The sequence below is a fragment of the Massilia timonae genome (genome assembly GCF_001866515.1).
GTDB lineage: Bacteria > Pseudomonadota > Gammaproteobacteria > Burkholderiales > Burkholderiaceae_D > Telluria > Telluria timonae.
The window spans coordinates 1256333-1274079 of sequence record NZ_JRYB01000001.1 but is presented as its reverse complement, the minus strand read 5'-3'; the positions used below and the strand labels follow the sequence as shown (position 1 = coordinate 1274079).

Here is a 17747-nt window from a genome sequence, read left to right as displayed (position 1 = left end):
CAAGGGTGTGCTGCCGAGTGGCTTTAGCATTACATCTCAAGCCGGCGCTTTCGCCGCACTTCGTAGGCAGCCACATCATGATCCAACGACGAATCGACGAGCGGTCCGCGCTCGCTACCGAATATGCGTTGTTCCTGGCCGAGACGCGCGGCGTGTCGGCCGGGCTGGTGTACCTCGAGAGCTGCGATGTCTCACGAGAGATCCTGCTGCGCGCCATGCAGGATCCCGCCGCTCGCCGCAGCCGCGAGCGGCGCCAACGGCAACGGAACGACTAGATGAATATCACCCAGCTATGCAAGCGCTACGGCCTCCAGCACCACGGCAGCCTCGAAAGCGCCTGGGACGCCCACGGGCCGACCGGCATCGTGCTGATGCAGCTCTGGCACGCTCCCAACCAGAAGATCCATGACCATCCGCTGCCCGGCGCGCAGCTGCGGGTGCGCTGCATGGATGCCGGCGAGGCCGGACGGGCCGACGAAGAAGCGCGCGCCGCCCGCGTGCGCAGCATCGCGGCGCTCGAGAGCGGCGCGCGCGGCTTTGCCGCGATGTCGATCCCGCCGAGCCAGTCGCGCGGCGCCGGCGCCTGGGCCAAGTATGCCAATCTCGAACGGGTGTTCCCGGTGCTGGCGCTGGAGCGCGAACCCTGCGGCGCGGTGTTCGCGGTGCTCGGCGCGCCGGTGCCGGCGTCCGAACTGGGCGTGACCGGCCCCCGTCCGGGACGCCGCCCGCCCACGCCGCGCCACACGATCACGAGTGGTCGCGCATCCACTCTTTGAGGCCGTTGACCCAGTTCTTGGCCGGCAGGTTCAGGCGCCGCTTGATCTCGCCGGCGCGCTCGTACAGCTCCGCGAAGTCGAGTTCGGGAGCCTCTCCGAAGGCCAGCACGACGATATTCGCATCGTGGACCTCGGGCAGCCAGGCGACGGCGTCGAAGACCTGCTCCATGTGCAGGAAGTTCTTGTCGTAGTTGCTGAAGTCGCCGAACACATTGGCGGTCATGACGCCGCCCGGCGCCAGGCAATCGCGGCAGCCCTGGTAGAACTCGACCGAATCGAGCACCGGGCCGCGCGCGTCCTGGTCGTACAGGTCGACCTGCAGCACGTCGAACTTGCCATGGTTGGCGCGGTCGAGCACGAAGTCGAGCGCATTCATTTCGCGCACGTCCAGGCGGGCGTCGTTATAGGGCAGGCCGAACAGCGCGCGGCAGATCGCGATCACGTTGGGATTGAGTTCGACCGCCGTGACCTTCGCCTCGGGAAAGCGCTGGTAGCAGAACTTGGTGAGCGCGGCGCTGCCCAGCCCGAGCTGGGCGATGTGGCGCGGCGCGCGCTGGAACAGCGTCCACATCATCATCATCTGCACGTATTCGAGCTCGATCGTGTCCGGCTTGGCGAGGCGCATCGCGCCCTGCACCCAGGAGGTGCCGAGGTGCAGGAAGCGCACGCCTTCGAATTCGTCGATGGTGGCGGGCGGATGGCCGGGCTGGGCGAAGCGGGGATCGATGGTGGACGGCGGCATGGTCGAGCGGCTGGAAAATCAGAGCCGATCTTACCAGAGACGGCTCATGCCACCCCGTTGCCGCACCATGTGCCGAAGCCCGGACGTTCTCCAACACGCGCGTACCAGGCCGTCACGTGGGGATAGTCGGGCCGCGCCATCGGCGTCATCAGCCAGCGGTTGACCGACAGGCCGAGCACGATGTCGGCCAGCGAAAAGCCGGCGCCGGCGACCCAGGGACCATGCGCGGCCAGGTGCGCATCGAGCAGCCCGACGTGGCGGTTCCACCCCGCGATGCCGGCCTCGATCAGCGCCGGGTCCCGGTGCGCCGGGCTGCGGCGCACCAGCGCCATGAAGGCATAGCGCCAGGCGGTGTTCAGCTCCGTGGCCTGCCAGTCCATCCACTGGCTGACGCGGGCGCGCGCCCGCGCCTCGGCCGGCCACAGCGATGCGCCGGCGTGGCGCTCGCACAGGTAGCGGCAGATGGTGTTCGATTCCCACAGCACGAAGCCGTCGTCGACCAGCACCGGCGCCATGCGGTTTGGATTGAGCGCCGCGTGGCCGTCCTGCCACTCCTCGCGCACGAACGGCAAGCCCAGTTCGGCGCAGGTCCACAGCACCTTGCGCACATTGATCGAGGTGGCCTTGCCGATGACGGTCAGCATGATGTCCTTTCAGGGTGGGGAAGCTGCCGGCAGCGCCGGCAGGAACAGCGTGACGGCAAGTCCGCCGCCGTCGCGATTGGCGAGCAGGATGCGTCCGCCGTGGGCCTCGGCGATCTCGCGCGCCAGCGCCAGCCCCAGGCCGGTGCCGCTGCGCTTGGTCGAATAGAAGGGCACCAGCGCCTGGGTCAGCACCGCCTCGCTCATGCCGCTGCCGCGATCGAGCACGTCGATGCGCAGCTGGTCCTGCACGCGCCGCACCTGCAGCTGGACGTCTTCCGGCGGAGAGCCTGATTCATGGGCGTTCTTGAGCAGGTTCAGGAGCGCCTGCTCGAGCTGGGCGGCGTCGACCCAGGCCGGGTCGGGCGGCAACTCGCCTTCGACGGAAAAATCGACCTGGCCGGCCAGGCGTGCTACCAGTTCCGGCCACGGGCAGGCTTCCAGGCGCGGCGTGGGCAGCTTGGCGAAGCGCGCATAGCCGAGGATGAAGCTTTCCAGGTGGCGGGTGCGTTCGCCGATGGTCGAGAGGATCTGCGGCAGGCGCTCCACCTGCCCGCGCCGCACCAGCTCGGCGCCGGAATGCGCGAGCGAGGCGAGCGGCGCCAGCGAGTTGTTGAGCTCATGGCTGATCACGCGGATCACCTTCTTCCAGGTCTGCACTTCCTGGCGCCGCAGTTCGGCCGTCAGCTGGCGCAGCAGCAGCAGTTCGTGGCGGCGGCCGTTCAGGTTGAAGGTGCTGCGCGCCAGGTGATACACCTCTTCGTTCTCGCCTTCGCCGGCGCTGAACAGGCCGTCGCCGCCCCGCGCCAGCGCTTCGCGCAGGGCCGGCGCCGCCTCGTCGAGCACGGCGCGCAGGGCGTGCCCCTCGAGCTTGCGGCCATGCGCCAGCAACTGGCGGGCGGCGACGTTGGCATAGACGATGATGCCGGCGTGGCCGACCGTATCCGCCACCAGCAGCATCGCCACCGGCGTGTTCTGCACCATCGAATCGAGCAGCAGCTCGCGCTGGGCCAGGCCCAGGCGCTGCTCGCGCAGGACGGCGCCGAGCCGGTTATGGGCCGCGATCAGGTCGCTCAGCTCGTCGTTGTGCGGCCAATGCAGACTGAAGGAAAAATCGCCGTCGCGGTAGCTGTCCACCGTGCCTTCCAGCGCACGAAACAGCGACAGGATCGGCTGGACTTGCGCGCGCAGGGTGATGATCGCGACCGGCAGCAATCCGAGCAGGCACAGGCCCGCGACCAGCAGCGGGCGGCCGGGGAACAGGGCGTCCAGGCCGAGCGCGGCCAGCATGGCCAGCACGAGCAGGGTGCCGACCAGCGCCGACAGGCGCGTGACCAGCGAGAACCTGGTCCGGGCCGGCGCCTGGCGTTCGCTCACGGACGTTCGATCCCGAGCCGCTCCATGCGGCGGTACAGCGCCTGGCGCGACAGGCCAAGTTCGTTTGCCGCCTGCGCCACCACCCCGCCGGCGCGCGCCAGCGCCGCCACGATGGCGTCGCGGTCGGGATCAAGGTCCTGGGCCGGCAGGCTGGCCGCGGGCAGCCCGAGGTCCGCCACCGTGATGGTGTCGCCGCCCGACAGCAGGTTGGCGCGCGCCATCACGTTCTTGAGTTCGCGCACATTGCCGGGCCAGGGGTGGGCCAGCAAAGCGGCTTCGGCCGACGGATGCAGGGCCTTGCCGCGCGCCAGGAATGATTGCGCCAGCGGCAGGATGTCGCCCGCACGGCTCGCGAGCGGCGGCAGGCGCAGCTCGATCACGTTCAGGCGGTAGAACAGGTCTTCGCGGAAGGTTCCGGCGCGGATCATCGCAGAGAGATCCGCATTGGTGGCGCTGATCACGCGCACCTTCACCTGCCGCTCGCGGTTCGAGCCGAGCCGCTCGAAGCGGCCGGTTTCCAGCACCCGCAACAGCTTCATCTGCCCGGCCAGCGGCAGGTTGCCGATCTCGTCGAGGAACAGGGTGCCGCCGTCGGCCGCCTCGAACTTGCCTTCGCGCGCCTTCGAGGCGCCGGTATAGGCGCCGGCATCGGCGCCGAACAGCTCGGCCTCGATCAGCTCGGACGGCAGGGCGCCGCAATTGAGCACCACGAAGGGACCGTCGGCCACCGTCGAATTGGCCTGGATGATTTCGGCGATGCGCTCCTTGCCGGTGCCGTTGGGCCCCGTGATCAGGACCGGCACGTCGGCGCGCGCGACCTGGCAGGCCAGGTGCAGCACGCGTTCGGTGGCCGGGTCCTGCCACACCAGGCCGCGCAGGTCGAAGTTCAGCTCGAGCTCGCGCTTGGCCTTGCGTTCGCGCTGCAGGCGGCTACCGAGCGCGCGATTGGCCTGGCCCAGTTCGATCAGGTTGCCGACCGTGGCCAGCAGGCGCTCGTCGTTCCAGGGTTTGGAAAGATAGTCGGCGGCGCCCGCCTTGACCAGGTCGACCGCCGCATCCAGGTGGGTCCAGGCGGTGAGCAGGATCACCGGCAGGTCGGGATGGCGCAGGCGGATCTCGCGAAACAGCGCCACGCCTTCCTCGCCCGACGTGGTGTCGGCCGTGAAGTTCATGTCCTGGATCACCAGGTCGACCGGTTCGCGGCCGAGAAGGTCCAGGCCCTCCTCGGGCGAGGCCGCGCGCAGCGCCGCGATGTCGTGCAGCGAGAACAGCACTTCGAGCGCCATGGCGACGGCGGCATTGTCGTCGATGATGAGAACTGTGGGCATGGCCGCCAGCATAGCACTGTCCGGGTCAGGTGCTGCGGGTGGCCAGCGCCGGCGAGATGCTGGCCGCGCGCCAGGCCGGGCCATAGGCGGCCAGGATGCCGATCGCCCAGAACAGCAGGGCGCCGGCGATCAGGTAGGGCAGCGGCAGGCGCGTCATTTCCAGCTTGCTCACCAGGAGCTGGTTCAGGCCGACGCCCAGCAGCACGCCGCCGACCACGCCGCCACTGGTGATCATGACGTTTTCCACGATGAAGTAGCGCAGGATGTCGATTCTCCGCGCGCCCAGCGCGCGCCGCACGCCGATCTGCTTGCGGCGCTGGGTCACCCACAGGCTGGCCATGCCGACGATGCCGCTGCAGGTCACCAGCAGCAGCAGCGCGCTCACGGTGACGAGCATCCACGACAGCGCCATGTCGGCGCGGTAGCGGTCCTTGCGGTCGCCCTCGACGGTCGCGATGCGCAGGATCATCGGCGTGGCCGACGACTTGCGCAGCGCCTGCTCGGCTTCGCGCATCACGCGGTCGCGCTGGCCCGCTTCGCTGCGCAGCGCATACATCGTGCCGGGCGTGCCGTACATGAGCGCCGGGATCAGGATCGAATACTCGGCATCCTGGCCCACTTCGGCGTGGATGGTCTGCAGGAGCTCGACCACGCCGACCACCTGGGCGCCGCGCGCTTCGCTGCCGGTGCCGAAGTACATGGTCTTGCCGACCGCGGGCGCGCCGGGCCACAGCTTCTCGGCCAGCGCCTTCGTCATGAGGATCGTGGTCGGCAGATCGCGGTTGGTGGCCTGGTTGACTTCCTGGATCTCGTGCGCCAGGAAGTCGCGGCCTTCGACCAGCTTCAGGCCGAAAGTCTTGACCATCGCGCCGTCCGACATATAGGCCGACGCATAGGCGCTCTCGCGCTCCTGGCGCGGATCGGCGGCGACGCTGGTGGTGCTGCCGCTTTGCGACATCGGCATCTGCGACACCTGGCCCGCGGCCACGACGCCTGGCACGGCGCGCAGCACGTCCAGCTCGCGCTTGATGGTGGCCAGCATCTGCTCGGGCGTGTCCTGGTTCAGGTTGCGCACCGAGAAGTAGAAGGTCGAGGCTTCGTCGTCGAGGCCGGAAGGGCGCGACGCCACCTCGCGCCGTTCGTTCACGATGTGCAGGGCGTTGGCCAGGATCGCCAGGCTCAGGGCGACCTGCATCGCCACCAGGATCGGGCCGGTCTTGTTGCGCAGCAGCGCGGACAGGATTGGTCGGATTTCCATATTCAGTCCTCCTGATGATTATTGCGATTTGAGCTGGATGGCCGGCGTCACCTGGCAGGCGCGCCAGGTCGGCAGCAGGCCGGCGACCAGCGCGGCGCAGATCGACAGCACGAAGGTCAAGGCAAGCATCTGCCAGTCCATGCGCGCCACGGCCGCCATGCTCTTGCTTTCCATGCCGATCAGGGCCAGCGCGCCGAAGGCCAGCGCCAGTCCCAGCACGCCGCCAGCCAGGCCGACCACGCCGGTCTCGATCAGGAACTGGCGGAAGATGTCGCGCCGCGAAGCGCCCAGCGCGCGGCGGATGCCGACCTCGGAGGCGCGCACCGAGAACTTCGCCAGCAGCAGGCCGACGGTGTTGACCAGGCACAGGAGCAGGAAGCCGAACGCCAGCCAGGCCGACAGCCGGGTATCGTTGCCCACCACCTTCTGCTTTTCCATCCATTCCATCACGTCGTACAGCTCGACCGGGGCCTGGCGCTTCAGGCGGCCCATCTTGCGCTGCTCGCTCGCGTAGTTTTCGAGGAAGGCGTGCAGGTCGGCGCGGTCCATGCCGGAGCGGGTTTCGAGCCAGAGCTGGATCCAGGTGCATTCCGAGGCCAGCAGCGAGGCAAAGCCTGAATCGCGCGACTCGCTGCAGTTGACGCTGCCGTAGGCCGGCAACTCGCGCCGCACCGCGGTGGTGAAGGGAATCATGAAATCTTCACCGGTGGCCGGGCCGCTGCCGATCAGCTTGTAGTAGCGCGGCATCGGATTCCATTCGTCGAGCACGCCCACCACGGTGAACGGTTCGCCACCCATGCGCAGGCGCTGGCCGACCGGGCTGGCGTCGCCGAACAGCTTCTCCGCCACCGCGCGGCTCAGCACCACGACGTTGGCGCCGCGCGTCTCGTCCTCGACGCTCCACGGCTGGCCGTGCAGGAAGGGCACCTCGAACATGGCGAAGAAGTCGCGCGTCGGCGCCAGGCCATAGCCGGTGAAGGCCGGGATGTCGGTGCGCGGCGGCTCGATCGGCATGCCGGTGCCGTACATGGCCGTGCCACGGTCGCCCGGCTTGGCGCGCAGCAGGTTCGTCGCGTCCTTGTAGGTCATCTGCATGTCGATGTGCTCGGACCCCGGGATATAGCCTTCGGGCTGGGCGTTGTCGATGAAGGGCACGAACAGGCGGTCGCTCCTGGAGGGGATCGGGTCGCCCGACATCGCGTGCAGGATGGCGAGCGTCGAGACGCTCGCGGCCACGCCGATGGCCAGGGTCAGCACCATCAGCGCGGTCAGGTAGCGGTTGCGGCGCAGGCTGCGCACGCCGAGCTTGAAGTAATAGCCGAACATGGCCGCTCCTCAGGCTGGGACGGAAGCCACGCTGTCGACCAGCGACGGCGAACGGCGCACCAGGTCGGACACCTGGCCGTCGATGATGTGCACGTTGCGATGGGTGCGCACCGCCAGTTCCGGGTCGTGGGTCACCATCAGGATCGTGGTGCCGGCGGCGTTGATCTCTTCCAGCAGCTCCATCACGCCGCGCGCCATTTGCGTGTCCAGGTTGCCGGTCGGTTCGTCGGCCAGCAGCAGCTTGGGCGAGCCGGCCAGCGCGCGCGCGATCGCCACGCGCTGCTGCTGGCCGCCCGACAGCTCGGCCGGGTAGTGCTTCATGCGCGAGGCCAGGCCGACCTTGGCCAGCGCGTCCTCGATGCGCTCCTTGCGTTCGCGCGCATTGAAGCCGCGGTAGCGCAGCGGCACGTCGACGTTGTCGAACAGGTTCAGGTCGGGGATCAGGTTGAAGCCCTGGAAGATGAAGCCCAGCTTCTCGTTGCGCAGGCGCGAGCGCGCCGCGTCGTCCAGGCCTTTCACGTTGACGCCGTCGAGCACGTATTCGCCCGAGGTGAATTCCTCGAGCAGGCCGGCGATGTTCAAAAAGCTGGTCTTGCCCGAGCCGGACGGACCGGTCACGGTGACGAATTCGCCCTGGCTGACGTGGATCTCGAAGCCGCGCAGCGCGTGCGTCTCGATCATGTGGGTGCGGTACACCTTGCTCAGGTTGGTCATGCGCAGCATGGTTGGCTCCTTGTTCTGGATAATGTCAGTTGATCGAAACACGTGCGGCGTTCTCGAAGGCGTCGGTGCCGGCCACCACCACCCGGTCGCCGGCCTGCAGGCCGGAGAGGATCTCGACCGCCGAAATGCTGGTGGCGCCGACCTGGATCGGCGTGCGCTGCGCGACGCCGTCGCGCATCACGTAGGCGTGGCGGCCGCCTTCGTTTTCGAGGAACGGGCCGCGCTGCACCATCAGGACGTTCGGCTTTTCCTCGATCAGGAGGCGCGCGCTGACGCGCTGGCTCTGGCGCAGGCCCTTGGGCTGCTCGCCGTCGAAGCGCACCCGCGCCAGCACCTGGTTCTTGACCACCTCGGGCGACAGCGCCGACAGCTTGCCGGTGGCGCGGCCCGAGGGCAGGGTGATCTCGGCGCTCATGCCCAGGCCCAGGTCGCCGGCATAGGTTTCGGGCACCTCGACCTCGACTTCGAGCTTGGACAGGTCGACCAGCGTCATCAGCGGGGCATTGGCGATGACCACCATGCGGTTCTGGACGTTCAGGGTGCCGATGAAGCCGTCCACCGGCGCGCGCACGGTCAGTTCGTCGACCCGGCGCTGGGCGTTGGCCATCGACAGGCGCGCGCGCTCCATCTCGTTGGTCTTGGTGCGGATCGCCAGCTGGACGTCGTCGCCTTCGAGGTTGGCCGCCTGCGCCGCGTGCTTGGCGCGGATGCCGGCCGAGTTGAGAGCGTCCTGGGCCTTCTGGTAGTCGATCTTGGCGATGATGCCGACCACGCCCACGCTGTCGTAGCGCTCCACGGTGCGCTGGGCCGACAGGCGCTCGATCTCGGCGGTGTCGGCTTCGCGCCTGGCCAGCAGTTGCTGCTTGCGCGCCAGGATCTGCTGGCGCGCCACCTCGGCCTTGAGCTGTTCGTAGGTCGAGACTTCGCGCTTGAGGGCGTCGGTCAGGTCGGGCGACTCGAGCACCGCCAGCACGTCGCCCTTCTTGACGGTGTCGCCGGCGGCGACCTTCAGGTTGACGGTGGCGGGGGCGGTGGAATACAGGGTGGGGCTGACGGCGGCCACCACGCGGCCGTTGACGGCGGCGTCGCGCACCAGGGTGCCGCGCTGGACTTCGGCGATGCGCACGCGGCTCGCGGAGACGGAATGCTCGCTGCCGCTCCAGGCGGCGTACAGGGAGAAACTGGCGGCGGCCAGGGCGACGGCGCCCCCTAGCAGCAGCGCGCGGCGCTTGATGTTGTGGCCGGCCTGTGGGGCGACGACGGCGTCTTGCAGGGATGTATCGCGAATCATGGCGTGTCCAGTAACGACGGGTTGCTTGTCGTTACAGCACGATCCATGCCAGGATGTAAGTTATTGATTCATAAGGTGAGGCCCGGCGAACGCCGCTGTCCGCGGTGTCCGTCCGGCCTCCCAGCGGTCGTTCGCGGACAGGACTGTCCGCGGCGCGCTCACTTCTGCGGCTGCTGCTTCTGGCCGTACCTGCCGACGATTTCGCCCTTGGCCAGCACATGGCCCTTCATCGCCGCCAGCACCTGGTCGCGGTCGGCGCCGAATGGCACGTCGAGCATCTTGTCGAGGGCATAGACCTGGAAGTGGTAGCGGTGCGCCGACTCGCCGACCGGCGGCTTGGGACCATAGTAGCCGGGCGCGCCGCGCGTGGTGCGGCCCTGCAGCACGCCGTCCGGGTCGGACAGGCGGGGCTGCTCCTGCACGCCTTCCGGTACGCTGGTGATGGTGGCCGGGATATTCCACATCACCCAGTGCACGAAGGGCGTGACCGGCTTGGCGTCCGGGTCTTCCATGATGACGGCGTACGATGTGGCGCCGGCCACCGGTTTCCACGACAGCGCCGGCGAAACGCCGTCCGCGTATTCGGTGTAGCGCTCGTCCATCGCGCCATTGTTGGCGAAGCTCGACGAAGAGACGCTCACCTGGCCCTTGGCGTCGGTCTCGGGACGCTTGTTCGCCAGGGGGACGTTATTGCCCTTGTTGACCTGTTGTTCCGTGGGGCCGGCCGGCGCCTTCGGCGGCATGGCCGTTGCCGCCTTGGCGCCGGTGTAGGCGACGCGGTAGATCACGCCGTTGGCGTCGTCCGCCATCAGCAGCGAACCGTCCTTGGCCAGCGCCAGGCCGACCGGGCGCGCGATATGGGTCTTGCCGCCATCCGTCAGGAAGCCGGTGACGAAGGGCTCCACGGACTTTGGCTGGCCGTCCTGGTAGCGCACGCGCACGATCTCGTAGCCCGACGCCGGCACCCGGTTCCACGAACCGCGCATGGTCACGAAAGCGTCGCCCTGGTATTCCGCCGGGAAGGCGCTGCCGGCGCCCCATGCCCACTGCATCGGCGCCGCGTGCGCGGTATAGCCCAGCACCATCGGCGTGCTGCGTTCCTTCCACTGTTCCTTGGTGATCTCGCCCTGCGGGGTGCTTTGCGGGTAGATCTCGCCGGCCCCGTACACATGCGGCCAGCCGTACTGCTTGCCCAGCTCGATCTTGTTGATCTCTTCGGGCTGGACGTCGTCGCCCAGGAAGTCGATGCCGTGGTCGAAGCCCCACAGCTCGCCCGTGGTCGGATGCCAGCCGAAGCCGATCAGGTTGCGCAGGCCGCTGGCGAAGATGGTGCGGCTTTTACCGTCGGGGGATACGCGCAGCAGGGTGGCGTTTTCCACATTGCTCTCGTTGCAGGTATTGCAGGTGCTGCCGACGCTCAGGTACAGCATGCCGTCCGGGCCGAAGGCCATGGTGCGGTTCGGATGCTGGCCCGAGTCGGGCAGGTCGCCGAGCAGCATCTTGAGTTCGCCCAGGCGGCCGTCCGGCTTGATGTCGGCCACGAACAGCTCCTTGACGGTGACCAGGTAAAGCTTGTTGTCGCGGATCGCCAGGCCGTGAGCCCCGGCGCGGTTGGCCACCGTGACCGGCGCGCCGTCGGCGCGGCCGTCGCCGTTGGCGTCGCGCAGCAGCAGCACGTCGCCCTGGTCGCGCCGGCTCACATACACGTCGCCGTTCGGCGCCACCGCGATGATGCGCGCGTTCTTGAGGCCGGTGGCGAATGCGCTGACCGTGAAGCCTTGCGGGGCCTTCAGCGCCGCGATGCGCTCCGGCGTGGCCTCCACCTTGTTGGGTTTCCAGACATTGATCTTGGTGGAGAACAGGGTGCCGTCACCCTGCTGGGCGGTGGCGGAGCCGAACATCAGGCATAGCGCGGCTGCGAGCGAAGCGCGTTTCATCGGGGCCTACCTTTCTTGGTCGTTGTTGTGGGAGCCTTGCGCCAATGATCGTGCCAGCGATTCGGAAACCGGTATGTTTGGAAACGTACATTGTCGAATTCAATGTTGAACATGCGCCACGGGTAATTTCAGTCCATAAATGTTTTCGATCTTGCAAGACGGCAATCGACCCGTATATTGGATTGGCACCCGGCGCGGCCGGTTCTCCAGAAAGTCCATCAGTGTCGTTGTTCGACCGCCTGCAAGACCTGTGGCGCAGCCTCGCGCTCGTCCCACCCGCCCCTCCGCGGCGCCATTTCTTCATCCCGGACGAGGTCGAGCGCCTGTATCGCCTCGATGGCGCCGCCGGCATCGACGACCAGACCTGGAACGACTTGCTGCTCGAATCGTACGAAGAAAAATTGGCGCCCCAGGCCAGCATCTTCGCGCGCCAGGTGCTGCACCGGCGCCTGCGAGCCGGCATCGACGATGCGGCATGCGTCGCGCAGCGCGCGCGCCTGCAGGCGCTGATGGATGACCCGGCGCGGCTGGATGCGATCGACGCCAGCCTGTCTGCCTTGCGCCATGCCGATGCCGAGGTGGCCGGCCTGCTGTTCCAGGATACGGCGCCGACAATCCCGTGGTGGCCGCGCTGGCTATGGCTGCTGCCGCTCGCGCTGCTGCTGTCGCTGGCCGCCCTGGCGACCCAGCCGCTGGGCTGGATGTTGACCCTGGCGGCGCTAGCGCCCCTGATGGCGCTGCAGATGCGCCTGCACCGCCCGCTCGAGGAATGGGCCGCCGCCATCCGCGCGCTGCACGCGCTGCTGCGCGCGACCAGCCTGCTGGGCGGGCAGGGCGGGCAGCTGCTGGAACCTTTCGTGGCGGCGCGCCCGAGGGCGGAACGCCTGCACGTGCGCCTGGCGCGCTCGCTGAGCCTGCGCATGATCCCGGGCGCGCTGCAATACGCCGACTGGTTCGCAGCGGCCAATGTGGTCTATCATTTCAAGACGCGTCGCATCGTGCATGCCGAGCGTGCCTTCCTGCGCGAGTGCTACCTGGCCTGCGCGAACCTGGAGGCCGACGTGACCCTGGCGCGTCACCTGGCAGCGATGGAGCGCTGGTGCTGGGCCGAGCGCGGCGACGCGCGCACGCTGGTGCTGGAGGGCGGCGTCCATCCCCTGATGGCGCAGCCGGTCGCGCTGTCGGTGACGTTGCAAGGAAAAGGCGCCTTCGTCTCGGGCCAGAACGCCTCGGGCAAGAGCACCTTCCTGCGCATGGTGGGCCTGAACGCGATCGCGGCGCGCGCCTTCGGCTTCTGTTACGCGACGCGCGCCTGCCTGCCGGCGCTGCCGGTGCGCGCCAGCATGCAGAACGAGGATTCGCTGCTGGGCGGCGAGAGCCTGTACATGGCGGAGCTGCGGCGCGCGAAGGAGTTGCTGGACGTTGCCGGCCAGCCGCCGGGCATCTGCCTGATCGATGAAGTCTTCCGCGGCACGAACCACCTGGAGTCGGTGTCGGCGGCCTGCGCCGTGCTGGAACAGTTATCGGAGCGCGACCTGGTGCTGGTGTCCTCGCACAACCTGGTGCTGGCGCCGCTGCTGCGCGCGCAGCTGGCGCCGTTCTTCATCGACACCGCCAGCGGCCAGCCGGTGCTGGCGCCGGGCGTGTTGCGCAACCCGAACGGCATCGCGCTGCTGGCGAGCCAGGGCTTCGGGCCGCGGATCGAGGAGCGGGCGGCCGAGGTGGCGCGCTGGTTGAGCAGCCACCTGGTGGAACCCGCGCCGCCTCAATCTTCCAGCTTCAGGGCCTTGGCGACATCGTCCCAGGCCACCGCCTTGTAGTTCTGGGCGCCTTCAGGCATGCGCTTGAAGCCGTCATGCACTACCAGCATGCCGCGCGTGTACGGGCCCCCGAAGTTCGCCGAGCTCACTTCCAGGCCATCGGTCTCGGAGGCGCCGTCGATGCCGGCCACCGGATCCATGCCGACCCGGAACGCGCCGCGCACCTTGAACGGCGGCGCCGCATCGAACACCACGTAGCTGCTGTTGCCCTGGCTCGACACCACCAGGTAACTGCGCTTGTCGCCGTGGTAGATGCCCATGCCCTCGATGTCGTCGTGCAGCCATTCGCCCACCGGCATCACCATCTCGAGCTTGGCCGGCTGGTCGGCCCTTGCCGACGTGACCCACAGCGCCTTGTCTTCCTCGCCCACGAACAGCAGGCCGCTGCGGTCGTCCGCCACGCAGCCTTCGGGTTGCGTCGCGACCCTGAACTGGCGCGCCAGCCTGGCGCCGTACTTGCCGCCGCTGCGGGTGATCTGCCAGTGCTCGTAGCGGCCGTCCTTGTCGTTCACAAAAGCGTCCAGGCCGCCTTCGGGCGTGCGGTACAGGCAGGTGCCGTAGATGTCGCCCAGGCCGGTCGGCAGGCGCGCCGCTTCCGCCAGTTCGCCGCCGGCGTCGATCGTGTACAGCACCATCGCCTGCTCGTCGCGCTGGGTGGCCAGCGCCAGGTCGACGCGCTGGCCCTCGAAGCGCAGGTCCTGGCGCACGTCGACGTTGTTCAGGCGGCCGGAAGCCAGGAACTGGGTCTGGCGGCCGTCCAGGTCATACACCAGCAGGCCCTGCTTCTTGTTGGAGCCGAGGATGCGCGACTTGCTGGCATCAAGCGGGTTGACCCAGATCGCCGGGTCGTCGGCCGCGTCGCCCATCTGCGCCACCGGCGCGGTCTGCATGCGCGGCATCACGATCGGCAGGGAACGCGGCGGCGCGCTGCCGGCTTTCCAGGCCAGGGCCGGCGACTGCCAGCCTTTTTTCGTCTGCACCATCAGGGAGCCGCCGCCCAGGGCCACCAGTTGTTTGGCGCCGAGCGCGCGCGCCGGCAATGCTTGCCATGCGGCGCCGGCACGGCGCCAGCCGAGCAGTTCGCCGTTCTCGCCGAGGGCGGCCACGCCGCCAGGCAGCGCGGCCAACCCCTGGATCTCGCCTTTCAGTTTGCCATAGGGCGTGCGCAGCGCCACCGGCGTGCGTGCCGACGGGCCTTCGGCGTCGGCGCCATAGGCCCACAGGCCCATGCCTTCCTCGGCCACGAACAGGGTGGCGTAGGCGTCGTCGACGCGGCAGTGTTCGACGCCGGTCGGCAGCGCCAGGCGGCGCACCAGGCGGTGGGGCTCGCCCAGCAGCCATTGCTGCGCCTGGCCATCCGCGCCCACCAGGAACACGTGGTCGAGGTTCTGGGCGTCGCGGTACATGCAGGCCGCCTCGATGCCGAAGCCTGCGCTCGGGATCGCCGGCAGGCGGGTCAGCGTACCGGCCGCCAGGTCGATCCGCATGGGCTGGGCCTGTTCGAGGTTCGAGTCGACCAGCACCGCCAGCGCGCCGCCTGAAGAAGGATGGACGTCAGGCCGCAGGTCGAGCCGCTCGCCGCGCAGGGCCAGCGTCGTGCGGTCGATGCCGTCGGCGCCGACCAGGCGCAGGCCGCGCTTGTCCAGCGCCAGCCAGGCGCCGCCCGGCAGGGCAGCCAGTTCGTCGGCATCGAGCGGCGCCTTTGCCACTTGCGGTGCGGCGGTTGCGGCGCCGTGCAGCGCCGCCAGGACGATGAGTGCAACGATCGGGGAAACGATTTTTTTCATTAGAAGATGCTCGCTTTCAGGCCGATCTTGAAGGTGCGGCCATATTGTTCATGTTGCGCGTTGCGCGACTTGTCGCCCATGTAGACGTAGTATTTTTCGTTGTTCAGGTTGCTGGCGTCGAACGTCAGCTGCCAGCGTTTGTCGAGCTTGAACGACATCGAGAAGTCCAGCTGCTTCTGGGTGTCGACGTAGCGGTCCTGGCTCGCGTCGAGCACGTCCTCGCCCAGTTCGAGCAGGTAGGGCGACTTGTAGTTCATCGCCAGGCGCGCGCTGAACGGGCCGGACTCGTAGCCCACCATCAGGTTGCCGATGCGGTTCGACTGGCCCGGCATGCGGATGCTGCGCGAAGCCACGCCGCCGTCGCCATCGGCGCTGTCGATATCGGCGCGCGAGTGGGTGATGGCGCCGTTGATGCCGATCAGCAGGCCGTTGAACGGCGCCGGCAGCATGCGCAGCGGCTGCTGCCAGGCCAGCTCGATGCCGCGCACGCGCGCCTGTTCGCCGTTGGCGTACGAGATCGCGCTATTGAAGCCGACCCAGTCTCCGCGGCCGGCCAGGTCGGTGGCGTAGGTGAAGTCCTTGATATCCTTGGTGAAGACATAGGCCGACACCACGCCGTCGCCGCCGATGGTGCGCTCGATGCCCAGGTCCAGGTTGTGCGAGCGCAGCGGATTCAGGTCCGGGTTGCCGATGGTGGCTTCGTCGTCGCCATCCAGGCTGACGCCCGGCGCCAGCTGGGCGAAATTGGCGCGCACCACCGAGTTGCTCCATGCCGCGCGCAGGCTGGTGTGCTGGTCGAGGTCGTAGCGCAGGTGCACGCCCGGCAGCCAGTTGGTGTAGGAGCGCGCAGCGCCGCGCGGCGTGATCTCTTCTTCGTCCGTCACTTGCGAGCCGTCGGCCTTGAAGCGGGTGCGCTCGGCGCGCACGCCCGCCAGCAGCGACCAGGCGCCGCTGCGCAGGCTGGCCTGCACGTAGGCGGCGTCGATGTCTTCCTGCAGCTTGAAGTCGTCCAGCGCCGAGTCGACGATCGCGCGCGCGCCCTCGCGGTTCAGGCCGGCCAGGCGGGCGCGTACCAGGTTCGGGTCGAGCGTGTAGCCAAGGTTGCCGAACGGGTAGTCGATGCGTGTGCCATTGACGAAGGCGCTCATCGAGGTCGGGCCGGCCCCCCAGTAATCGCCGTCTTCCGGGTCGTCGCTGCCGAATTCCCAGGCGTCGGTGTCGGTGCGCTTGTCGCGGCGGGTGGCCTTGGCGCCGAACTTGAGCGCGCCGCTCCAGTCGCCGGCGTCGAATTCGCGCTGCAGGTCGAGGCGCAGCTGGTGGCTGGTGTCCTTGGCGTAGGCGCGCTCGATCGCGAACGAATCGAGCTCGTAGTTGGCGGCATCAAGCACGCCGGCGGGGGCGATCAGGTGCGGGGCGCGGGCGTTGGCAAAGCCGACGCCCTCGAAGCTCTCGACGTTGGTGAAGCGCGCGTCGCTGATCGCGTTCGGCGTCTCGTCGGTGGCGCGGCTGGTGGCGGCTTCGAGGCGCATCTTCCAGGCGTCGCCGAAGCGGCGGTCCATGGAGCCGGTGAGCGAGCGGATCTCTTGCGTGTACTTGCGCTGGCGCAGGCGGCGCTCGACGGTCGCCGGGGCGAGCTCGCCTTCGACAACGCTTTCGTCGTCGTTCTCGAAGTCGCCCACGGTCATGCGGTCGCGCGACTCGTCGTCCGAGAAGCGGCTGAGGAAGCCGCGCAGGGCGTAGCTGGTGCTGGCGTCCGGGCGGTAGTCGAGGTTGACGGCGCCGGCGCGGCGCTCGCGCGTGGGCAGGTAGTCGCGCATCTCGAAGCCTTCCAGGCGGTTGCCGTCCCAGGCGCCGCCCGTTTCCACGTTGTCCGAGCCGAACTTGCGCTTCTCGCCCGACAGGCCGGCGGCGATGCCCAGCTTGCCGTCCATGAAGCGCTGGGCCCACAGCAGGTTGGCGCTGGGGCTGTTCTGGTCGGTGTTGGTGTCGTGGCTGGCGGCCACGCCGACGCTGAGCAGCTTGCCCGGCAGGTCGAACGCCGACAGGGTCTTGACCTCGACCGTGCCGCCCAGCGAGTTGGCGTCCTGGTCGGGCGTGGCCGACTTGGTCACTTCGAGCGAGCGCACCAGGCCGGCCGGCAGCACGTCCAGCGCCACCGCGCGGCGCGTCGCTTCCGGCGAGGGCACCAGGGCGCCGTTGATGGTCACGCTGTTGTAGTCGGCGTCCAGGCCGCGCACCACCACGTAGCGGCCTTCGCCCTGGTCGCGCTGGACCGACAGGCCCGGCACGCGCGCCAGCGCCTCGGCGGCGTTCTTGTCCGGCAGGTGGCCGATGTCGTCGCTGCTGACGACGCTGACGATGTTGTCGGCCTGTTCCTGGGCGGCGATGGCGCGCGCCAGGCTGGCGCGCTGGCCGGTGACGACCACGCTGGATTCGACGGCCGGGGCCGGGGCCGGCGCGGCGTGGACGCCGGCGGCGGCCAGCAGGCTGGCGGTGACGGCGGGGAGGGCGAGATGGCGCATGGGGGCAAGAAGATAGTTGGAGTGGGGCGGATTCTGGTGTCTCAATGTGACGATCTGGTGACGCCGGTCCGCAAGAGCGCCTGCGTAGACCGGAGATGAGCTGAAATGACCCGCCACCCATGGCGCACGCCGCAGGGCGGCGGCGGGTGAATGCGATGGGACGCCATGCGACGTGAGCCGTTCGGACTCCGTGCCGGGATGCCACAGCTTTGCCATCCT

14 protein-coding genes are annotated in these 17747 nt (G+C 68.7%); 3 read left to right on the top strand and 11 right to left on the bottom strand.

Translation table 11 applies throughout. From position 1 onward, the window contains the following. The first annotated feature begins 77 nt into the window (after positions 1-77). Entirely contained in the window at positions 78-275 is a 198-nt protein-coding gene (locus LO55_RS05620) for a hypothetical protein (RefSeq protein WP_005663549.1), read from the top strand. Continuing rightward, positions 276-776 (top strand): hypothetical protein, encoded by a 501-nt coding sequence (locus tag LO55_RS05615; protein WP_071360746.1) that lies wholly within the window; start codon positions 276-278, stop codon positions 774-776. On the opposite strand, the gene LO55_RS05610 is transcribed toward LO55_RS05615, so the two are convergent. The 9 genes from LO55_RS05610 to LO55_RS05570 form a co-directional block, all read right to left on the bottom strand. After that, positions 748-1518: a spermine/spermidine synthase domain-containing protein gene (locus tag LO55_RS05610; protein WP_071360745.1), complete on the bottom strand. Its 771-nt coding sequence runs from the start codon at positions 1516-1518 to the stop codon at positions 748-750. The genes LO55_RS05615 and LO55_RS05610 overlap by 29 nt on opposite strands. 44 nt (positions 1519-1562) lie before the next feature. Next, positions 1563-2162: a glutathione S-transferase family protein gene (locus LO55_RS05605; protein ID WP_071360744.1), complete on the bottom strand. Its 600-nt coding sequence runs from the start codon at positions 2160-2162 to the stop codon at positions 1563-1565. Positions 2163-2171: 9 nt separating this feature from the next. Beyond that, a complete protein-coding gene (locus tag LO55_RS05600) occupies positions 2172-3536 on the bottom strand; it encodes a sensor histidine kinase (protein ID WP_071360743.1) in 1365 nt (454 codons plus the stop codon). Next, entirely contained in the window at positions 3533-4864 is a 1332-nt protein-coding gene (locus tag LO55_RS05595; protein WP_071363693.1) for a sigma-54-dependent transcriptional regulator, read from the bottom strand. Before LO55_RS05595 ends, LO55_RS05600 begins: the two co-directional genes overlap by 4 nt. Before the next feature lie 25 nt (positions 4865-4889). Beyond that, complete coding sequence (locus LO55_RS05590) at positions 4890-6122, bottom strand: ABC transporter permease (RefSeq protein WP_071360742.1); 1233 nt, start codon at positions 6120-6122, stop codon at positions 4890-4892. Between the two features lie 18 nt (positions 6123-6140). Beyond that, positions 6141-7448: an ABC transporter permease gene (locus tag LO55_RS05585; RefSeq protein ID WP_071360741.1), complete on the bottom strand. Its 1308-nt coding sequence runs from the start codon at positions 7446-7448 to the stop codon at positions 6141-6143. Between the two features lie 9 nt (positions 7449-7457). Continuing rightward, positions 7458-8171 (bottom strand): ABC transporter ATP-binding protein, encoded by a 714-nt coding sequence (locus tag LO55_RS05580; RefSeq protein ID WP_005663539.1) that lies wholly within the window; start codon positions 8169-8171, stop codon positions 7458-7460. Positions 8172-8196: 25 nt separating this feature from the next. Further along, positions 8197-9462 (bottom strand): efflux RND transporter periplasmic adaptor subunit, encoded by a 1266-nt coding sequence (locus LO55_RS05575; RefSeq protein ID WP_071360740.1) that lies wholly within the window; start codon positions 9460-9462, stop codon positions 8197-8199. 158 nt (positions 9463-9620) lie between these two features. After that, complete coding sequence (locus LO55_RS05570) at positions 9621-11399, bottom strand: YbhB/YbcL family Raf kinase inhibitor-like protein (protein ID WP_071360739.1); 1779 nt, start codon at positions 11397-11399, stop codon at positions 9621-9623. Between the two features lie 221 nt (positions 11400-11620). On the opposite strand from LO55_RS05570, the gene LO55_RS05565 reads away from it, so the two are divergent. After that, a complete protein-coding gene (locus LO55_RS05565; RefSeq protein WP_229410082.1) occupies positions 11621-13219 on the top strand; it encodes a MutS-related protein in 1599 nt (532 codons plus the stop codon). Here LO55_RS05565 and LO55_RS05560 read toward each other — a convergent pair. Together LO55_RS05560 and LO55_RS05555 are read right to left on the bottom strand one after the other, a co-directional pair. Continuing rightward, positions 13165-15006, bottom strand: coding sequence for a phytase (locus tag LO55_RS05560; protein ID WP_071360738.1), 1842 nt, complete (start codon positions 15004-15006; stop codon positions 13165-13167). The genes LO55_RS05565 and LO55_RS05560 overlap by 55 nt on opposite strands. After that, positions 15006-17528 (bottom strand): TonB-dependent receptor, encoded by a 2523-nt coding sequence (locus tag LO55_RS05555; RefSeq protein WP_071360737.1) that lies wholly within the window; start codon positions 17526-17528, stop codon positions 15006-15008. The genes LO55_RS05560 and LO55_RS05555 overlap by 1 nt, the downstream gene beginning before the upstream one ends. Positions 17529-17747 lie beyond the last annotated feature (219 nt).

What these genes read in the sequence shown, in the direction of transcription:
- LO55_RS05610 (WP_071360745.1), bottom strand. Translation starts at nt 1,518, where the DNA reads ATGCCGCCGTCCACCATCGATCCCCGCTTCGCCCAGCCCGGCCATCCG.
- LO55_RS05590 (WP_071360742.1), bottom strand. Translation starts at nt 6,122, where the DNA reads ATGGAAATCCGACCAATCCTGTCCGCGCTGCTGCGCAACAAGACCGGC.
- LO55_RS05615 (WP_071360746.1), top strand. Translation starts at nt 276, where the DNA reads ATGAATATCACCCAGCTATGCAAGCGCTACGGCCTCCAGCACCACGGC.
- LO55_RS05620 (WP_005663549.1), top strand. Translation starts at nt 78, where the DNA reads ATGATCCAACGACGAATCGACGAGCGGTCCGCGCTCGCTACCGAATAT.
- LO55_RS05595 (WP_071363693.1), bottom strand. Translation starts at nt 4,864, where the DNA reads ATGCCCACAGTTCTCATCATCGACGACAATGCCGCCGTCGCCATGGCG.
- LO55_RS05570 (WP_071360739.1), bottom strand. Translation starts at nt 11,399, where the DNA reads ATGAAACGCGCTTCGCTCGCAGCCGCGCTATGCCTGATGTTCGGCTCC.
- LO55_RS05555 (WP_071360737.1), bottom strand. Translation starts at nt 17,528, where the DNA reads ATGCGCCATCTCGCCCTCCCCGCCGTCACCGCCAGCCTGCTGGCCGCC.
- LO55_RS05560 (WP_071360738.1), bottom strand. Translation starts at nt 15,006, where the DNA reads ATGAAAAAAATCGTTTCCCCGATCGTTGCACTCATCGTCCTGGCGGCG.
- LO55_RS05605 (WP_071360744.1), bottom strand. Translation starts at nt 2,162, where the DNA reads ATGCTGACCGTCATCGGCAAGGCCACCTCGATCAATGTGCGCAAGGTG.
- LO55_RS05580 (WP_005663539.1), bottom strand. Translation starts at nt 8,171, where the DNA reads ATGCTGCGCATGACCAACCTGAGCAAGGTGTACCGCACCCACATGATC.
- LO55_RS05575 (WP_071360740.1), bottom strand. Translation starts at nt 9,462, where the DNA reads ATGATTCGCGATACATCCCTGCAAGACGCCGTCGTCGCCCCACAGGCC.
- LO55_RS05585 (WP_071360741.1), bottom strand. Translation starts at nt 7,448, where the DNA reads ATGTTCGGCTATTACTTCAAGCTCGGCGTGCGCAGCCTGCGCCGCAAC.